Consider the following 6667-nt stretch of genomic DNA (forward strand, 5'->3'; position numbering starts at 1 on the left):
CCCAGCCCTCGGCCGATGAGCCGGATGTTGCCGCCCCAGACCATCGTCGGTATCGACGGCAACAGCATCATCGGCACCTCGTCCATGGGCCCACCGAACCCGCACGACACTTTGACCGCGTACGGCTGGTTGTAGGAGGAGTAGTCGAAGATCTCCTGGCAGTGAATGGACTTGATCCGGGTGCACAGCCCCGCGGCGATCACCGCGAGCGCGTCGTTGCCCCAGCCCGGGTCGACTCCGCTGACGAGCAGCCCCGCCCCGCCCTCCTCGGCAGCCGCGGTCAAGCGCTGCACCCATTCCGGCGGCGCCGAGCGCGGGTCGTAGAGCGAATACAGCGACGGCGTGACGACATGCGCGCCGGCCCGCAGGCACTTCTCGATGTCGGCCACCGCGTCGTCCGGCCGGATGTCACCGGAGGCCATGTAGGCCACCGCGTCGCAGTCGGCCAGCGCCGCGTCGACGTCCGTCGTAGCCGTGACCCCGGTCGGCGAATCCAACATCGCGAACGTCGACGCGTCCTTGCCGTCCTTGTCCGGCGACGACGTGATCACCCCGGACAGCTGCAACCCAGGGAAGGCCACCGCCGACCGGATTGCTGTGCCCCCCATGTTTCCCGTTCCCCACACCGCGACACGAAGCACCGGATCACCCTAGCGGGCGCTCCAGTGACGAGTCTCACAGCGGCGACGATCCCCTGCTCAGACGCGTGTCAACAGCGGATTTAGCACTCCGGCCAACCGCTCGGTTGGTTAGCCAACGGAAATTGCTCACACACGCTTTGTGTTGAAGTTACTGGACGGTATAGTTTGGGCCAGTTACTGGTGGGTAACTTATCCAAAGTACCCAACCGCAAGTGGCATTCTCGACGAGGAGGAAACGTGAGCCACTATAAGAGCAACGTTCGTGACCAGGTATTTAACCTGTTTGAGGTCTTCGGCGTTGAGAAAGCACTTGGCGAGGGTGAGTACGCCGACCTAGACGTCGACACCGCCCGCGAAATGCTAGGCGAGATGGCCCGGCTGGCCGAGGGCCCGATCGCCGAATCGTTCGCCGAAGGCGACCGCAATCCCCCGACCTTCGATCCCAAGACTTTCTCGGTGACGCTGCCCGAGGCGTTCAAGAAGTCGGTGCGCGCTGTGCAGGACGGCGGCTGGGACCGCGTCGGACTGGATGAGGCCCTCGGCGGCGTGCCGGCGCCCAAGGCGCTGATGTGGGCGCTGCACGAGCACATCCTCGGCGCCAACCCTGCCGTGTGGATGTACGCCGGCGGCGCCGGATTCGCCAACATCCTCTACCACCTGGGCACCGAAGAGCAGAAGAAGTGGGCCGTCCTTGCCGCCGAGCGCGGCTGGGGCTCCACCATGGTGCTGACCGAGCCCGATGCCGGCTCGGACGTCGGCGCCGGCCGCACCAAGGCCGTCAAGCAAGAGGACGGCTCGTGGCACATCGACGGTGTGAAGCGATTCATCACCTCGGGTGACTCCGGCGACCTCTTCGAGAACATCTTCCACTTGGTGCTCGCGCGCCCCGAGGGCGCAGGCCCGGGCACCAAGGGTCTGTCGCTGTTCTTCGTGCCGAAGTTCCTCTTCGACTTCGAGACCGGCGAGCCGGGCGAGCGCAACGGTGTGTACGTCACCAACGTCGAACACAAGATGGGCCTGAAGGTTTCGGCCACCTGTGAGCTGTCGCTGGGCCAGCACGACAAGCCCGCCAAGGGCTGGCTGGTCGGCGAGACCCACGAGGGCATCGCGCAAATGTTCGACGTTATCGAGCAGGCCCGAATGATGGTCGGTACCAAGGCCATCGCGACCCTGTCGACCGGTTACCTGAACGCACTGGATTACGCCAAGAACCGCGTGCAGGGCGCTGACATGACGCAGATGACGGACAAGACCGCGCCGCGCGTGACCATCACGCATCACCCCGACGTGCGCCGGTCGCTGATGACCCAGAAGGCCTACGCCGAGGGTCTGCGCGCGCTGTACATCTACACCGCGACGTTCCAGGACGCCGCGGTGGCCAAGGCCATCCACAACATCGATCCCGAGCTGGCGGTCAAGGTCAACGACCTGCTACTGCCGATCGTCAAGGGTGTCGGCTCGGAGCAGGCGTACGCCAAGCTGACCGAGAGCCTGCAGACCTACGGTGGTTCGGGCTTCCTGCAGGACTACCCGATCGAGCAGTACATCCGCGACGCCAAGATCGACTCCCTCTACGAGGGCACCACGGCCATCCAGGCGCAGGACTTCTTCTTCCGCAAGATCGTCCGCGACAAGGGTGTGGCGCTGGCGCACGTGGCCGGGCAGATCGAGCAGTTCGTGAAGAACGAGTCCGGCAACGGCCGGCTGAAGGCCGAGCGCGCGCTGCTGGCCACGGCCCTGGAGGACGTGCAGGGCATGGCCGCGACACTCACCGGCCACCTCATGTCGGCGCAGGAGAACCCGGCCAACGTGTACAAGGTCGGCCTGGGCTCGGTGCGCTTCCTGATGAGCGTCGGCGACCTGGTCATCGGCTGGCTGCTGCAGCAGCAGGCCGCCGTGGCCATCGAGGCGCTCGACGCCGGGGCCAGTGGTGACGACCGCGCCTTCTACGAGGGCAAGGTCGCGGTGGCGTCGTTCTTCGCGAAGAGCTTCCTGCCGCTGCTCACCAGCACCCGTACTGTGCTCGACAACCTCGACAACGAGGTTATGGAACTGGACGAGGCGGCCTTCTAAAGCCTTCTTGGACCGTCTCGAACCAAATGGCCCCGGACTCTTCCCGGGGCCATTTGCATTCTCGGGCAAGCTTGTCGGATGGCCAATGTTGCGCGCGCCGTTCTGATCGCCTCGCTGTTGGCGACGACCGGGTTGACCGCGGTCCTGGGCGTCACGGACCCAAACGCACCGCTCTTCTACCCGACACGGTGGCTGCTCTGGAATCTCTTCCTCGCCTGGATTCCGGTCTTGTTCGCCGCCAGGTTCGCGGTCGTGCATCGACGTGTCTGGCTGCTGCCATTGGGCTTGGTATGGCTGGTGTTTCTACCGAATTCGCCGTACCTCGTGACCGATCTCGTACATCTGCGGTACGGCGCCAACCTCTGGCGTCATGTTCTGCAGTACGGATTCGCCGCGTGGACGGGCATCATCCTGGGCGTGGTGTCGATGCGCCTGGTGCACGAGCGCATCGAACGCGAATTCGGTCGCATCGCCGGTTGGACGACCGTCATCGTGTCTGTCGGACTGTGTGCGATCGGCGTCGTCATAGGGCGGTTCCACCGTTGGAACTCTTGGGATTTGGTGGCACAACCGGATGCGGTGGTGGCGTCGACGCTCGAATGGGTACGTTCGCCGCTGGCATACGTGCAGTCGACCGGTGTGGGGCTGGCCGTTGCGGCGTTCTTCGGGCTGGCGTACCTGACCATCTGGTCGCTTCAGGAATTGAGATACGTCACCACCGCGAGCACGCGACGGTGATGTGCCTGCGACGGCGGCAGGTCGAGCTTGGTGAATATGGCCGAGACGTGCTTCTCGACAGACCGTTCGGTGATCGAAAGATGCTGCGCCAGGCCATTGTTGGAATGGCCCTCGGCCATCAGCGCCAGCACTTCGCGTTCGCGCGGTGTGAGCCGATCCAGTGTCGACGACGTGCGTCGGCTTCCGATCAGTTGGCGCACCACCTCTGGGTCCAGTGCGGTGCCGCCGGCCGCGACCCGTCGCACCGCGCCGTCGAACTCGGCGATATCGGTCACCCGGTCCTTCAGCAGATAGCCGACGCCCTCGGGACGGCCGGCCAGCAGTTCGGTGGCATACCGCGTCTCGACCCATTGCGAGAACACCAGCACGCCGGTGTCGGGGTGCGACCGGCGCAACGACACCGCTGCCACCAAGCCTTCGTCGGTGAACGTCGGCGGCATCCGGATGTCGACGACGGCGACGTCCGGGTTGAATTCGCCTACCACGTCAAGCAACTCGTCGGCGTTGCCGACTTTGGCGACCACCTCGTGGCCTCGCTCGACGAGTAGCTGAGCCAGGCCGTCGCGCAGAATGGCGCTGTCCTCGGCGATGACGAGCCTGGTCATTGCTCTCCTCCCGGCGGTACGACGACGGTCACGACAGTCGGACCGCCGTCGGGACTGTTGACCTCCAATCGGCCGTCCAGCATGGCCAGCCGATCACGCAGTCCGGTCAGCCCCGACCCGTTGCCGACCTGGACACCACCGAAGCCGTCGTCCTGCACGGTGATTCGTAGTTCATGCACATCGCTGTCGACCCGGACGACGGCCTGGCTGGCGCCCGAGTGGCGCGAGACGTTGGCCAGCAGTTCTGCCACGCAGAAGTACGCCATGGTCTCCACCCCTATCGACGGCCGCACCTGCAGATCGACAGTCACGTCGACAGGGATCGGGTTGCGGGCCGCGAGCGTCTGTATCGCCGGCCCCAGACCGAGATCCAATGCGGGCGGGCGGATTCCGCGAACCAGATCACGCAGTTCCGTCAGCGTGTCCTTGGTGTTCGCCAAGGCGTCGGTGACAAGTTCGCGTGCGCGGCCCACATCGGAGGACGCCAGGTGCTCTTCGGCGCGGGCCAGCGCCATCGCCACGGTGATCAGCCGCGCCTGGGTACCGTCGTGCAGGTCGCGTTCGACACGTTGCAACGTCGCGGCAGCGTCGTCGACGACTCCGGCGCGGGCCCGTTCCAGCTGACCAACCCGTCGCTCCCGCTCGGTCGGGCCGAGCAGATTCCGGGCCAGCCACACGTGCGCCCTGCTGAGTATGAGCATCACCCAGCCCAGCAGATAGAGCGCCGCTACACCGGCCAACGCAAACAGCAGGTACGCCCACAGTGAATCGATCGGCTCGCCGATCGTGATGAACGGCTCACCTAACGCCAGCCACGCCACGGGCGAGACCACCAGCATCGCCGACGCCACCAGGCCGACGATCACGAAGTAGCCGATCGGCGTCATGAGCACCGAGTGCAGCGCGAGAAATCCCAGGCTGCGCCACCCCACCCCGTCGGTGAGGGCGGCCGCCAGCGTGTGCAACCGGCCCAACGGCCTGACGAATGGCGGCGGGGGTTCGATCGCCGTACCTGTCAGTCGGGCGAGCGACCGGTACAACCGGTTCCACGCCCGCCCGCTCATCACCACCAACGCCAACAGCGGGATGCCGACGAGCGTGACGATCAGCAGTCCTGATGCGAGCCCGGCGCCGAACAGGAAGACGACGCCGACGACCGCGAGCACGCTGATGAGTACGAAGTAGAGATAGGTCCTCCACGCCGGCTTACGCAGCGGGGTGAGCAGGGTGTGGGTCCAGTCAATTTGGATGGGGACGACGGTCGTAGTCACGCGAATCATGGTGACTCTCGTCGGCCCTCGCGATCGATCGTGGTGCCTGGCGGATATCAGGTGTGGCTAGCCGCACCCCTGCTCCACAAAAATAAGGGCGGGTTCGGGAAGGCACTTGAGGGCGTCTCATTAGTCTCGCGCCGCTGGCTTTTCACCTCTACCGCCAGCTCTTCGGATCAGCCGTTCCCGAACCCGTCGTGCGATCGATGCTACGCCCGTGATTGCGGTCACACCAGAGGAAATTTGGGCTTCATTTGTCTTTCGTTCGCAGGAGCGCGCGGGTGCGTTCACGTCCCTCAGCGGAGGGGTCGAAGGTGACGGCGGCGAACTCGTCGACGCCCGCTTTCGCCAGCTCGTCGAGGCGTTCGGAGACCGTCTGCTCGTCGCCGATGATGGCGGCGTCCTCGGGTCCGGCGTAGCCCTCGCGGTCCAACATCGCGCGGTACGACGGCAGCTGCCCGTAGATCGCGAACTCTTCGGCGGCACGGGCCCGGGCACCGGCGACGTCGTCGGTGACGCTCACGGGCAGCGAGGCGGCCACGCGCACCGCGGACTCGGCCCGGCCGGCTTCAGCGGCCGCCTCCCGCAGCGTCCGACCGACATGCTCGGCCAACGTCTTGGGTCCGGTCATCCACGTCAGCGTTCCGGCAGTGCGCCGTCCTGCAAGCCGCAGCATCTGCGGGCCTAGCGCGGCGATGTAGACCTCAGGTGCCGGCACGCCGGGAATCTGCAGCGAGCCGCGCGTCGTCCAGAATTCACCCTCGGCATCGGCGGGCTGCCCGGACAGCAGCGGCAGCAGGCCGTCGAGATACTCGCGCATCTGGCGCACCGGCTTGTCCCAGGAGACGCCCCACATCTGTTCGGTCACCATGCGATGGCTCATACCGACGCCGAGGGTGAACCGGCCACCACTGATCGCGTTGAGGGTCAGGGCTCGCTGCGCCAGCTGCGTTGGATGCTGAACCTGGATCGGGATCACGCCCGAGCCGACCTCGATGGTGTCGACCTCGCGCAGCACTGCGGCGAGCACCGTCGTCAGGTCGGGGTCGTAGGGCAGCTGGGCCAGCCAGACTCGGCGGAAGCCCTCGTCGCGCAACTCACCAAGCTGCTGCACGAAGGCGTCGACCGGTGAGCGGCCGCTGTTTTCATCGAGCAATCCGACGAGGCTGAGGCTTATCTGCATGCCCACCATCGAATCATCCGGGGGCAAAAATTAAGAGCCCCGTGTTGACGTCGGGTCGGGGGGTCAGACGCCAACACGAAGCTATCTGATGTATCGAAGGCTCCCGCGCGGCCGTTACACCGTTTCCGAGGGAATATTTCGGCTACGCCTCGAGGA

The 6667-nt window shown here is 65.7% G+C and carries 5 protein-coding genes and 1 pseudogene; 2 read left to right on the forward strand and 4 right to left on the reverse strand.

The window, feature by feature from the left end:
- Positions 1 to 608, reverse strand: a pseudogene (locus VFH65_RS13880) (dihydrodipicolinate reductase); the annotation flags it as partial.
- A 270-nt stretch (positions 609 to 878) separates the two neighbouring features.
- Between VFH65_RS13880 and VFH65_RS13885 the strand changes: the two are divergent.
- Together VFH65_RS13885 and VFH65_RS13890 are read left to right on the forward strand one after the other, a co-directional pair.
- Entirely contained in the window at positions 879 to 2714 is a 1836-nt protein-coding gene (locus VFH65_RS13885; RefSeq protein ID WP_353322266.1) for an acyl-CoA dehydrogenase, read from the forward strand.
- A gap of 78 nt (positions 2715 to 2792) precedes the next feature.
- Complete coding sequence (locus VFH65_RS13890) at positions 2793 to 3452, forward strand: DUF1361 domain-containing protein (RefSeq protein ID WP_353322267.1); 660 nt, start codon at positions 2793 to 2795, stop codon at positions 3450 to 3452.
- Here VFH65_RS13890 and VFH65_RS13895 read toward each other — a convergent pair.
- From VFH65_RS13895 to VFH65_RS13905, 3 genes are all read right to left on the reverse strand, one after another.
- Positions 3410 to 4057, reverse strand: a complete 648-nt coding sequence (locus VFH65_RS13895; RefSeq protein ID WP_353322268.1) for a response regulator transcription factor — start codon at positions 4055 to 4057, stop codon at positions 3410 to 3412. The two genes, VFH65_RS13890 and VFH65_RS13895, sit on opposite strands and share 43 nt — an antisense overlap.
- Complete coding sequence (locus VFH65_RS13900; protein ID WP_353322269.1) at positions 4054 to 5337, reverse strand: sensor histidine kinase; 1284 nt, start codon at positions 5335 to 5337, stop codon at positions 4054 to 4056. The genes VFH65_RS13895 and VFH65_RS13900 overlap by 4 nt, the downstream gene beginning before the upstream one ends.
- A gap of 241 nt (positions 5338 to 5578) precedes the next feature.
- Positions 5579 to 6511: a TIGR03564 family F420-dependent LLM class oxidoreductase gene (locus VFH65_RS13905; RefSeq protein ID WP_353322270.1), complete on the reverse strand. Its 933-nt coding sequence runs from the start codon at positions 6509 to 6511 to the stop codon at positions 5579 to 5581.
- Positions 6512 to 6667: the final 156 nt, after the last annotated feature.

Origin of the sequence: Mycobacterium sp. (assembly GCF_035697385.1) — a bacterium.
GTDB lineage: Bacteria > Actinomycetota > Actinomycetes > Mycobacteriales > Mycobacteriaceae > Mycobacterium.

Excerpts from the sequence above, each read along its gene's own strand:
- VFH65_RS13890 (WP_353322267.1), top strand. The coding sequence starts at position 2,793 with ATGGCCAATGTTGCGCGCGCCGTTCTGATCGCCTCGCTGTTGGCGACG.
- VFH65_RS13895 (WP_353322268.1), bottom strand. The coding sequence starts at position 4,057 with ATGACCAGGCTCGTCATCGCCGAGGACAGCGCCATTCTGCGCGACGGC.
- VFH65_RS13900 (WP_353322269.1), bottom strand. The coding sequence starts at position 5,337 with ATGATTCGCGTGACTACGACCGTCGTCCCCATCCAAATTGACTGGACC.
- VFH65_RS13905 (WP_353322270.1), bottom strand. The coding sequence starts at position 6,511 with ATGCAGATAAGCCTCAGCCTCGTCGGATTGCTCGATGAAAACAGCGGC.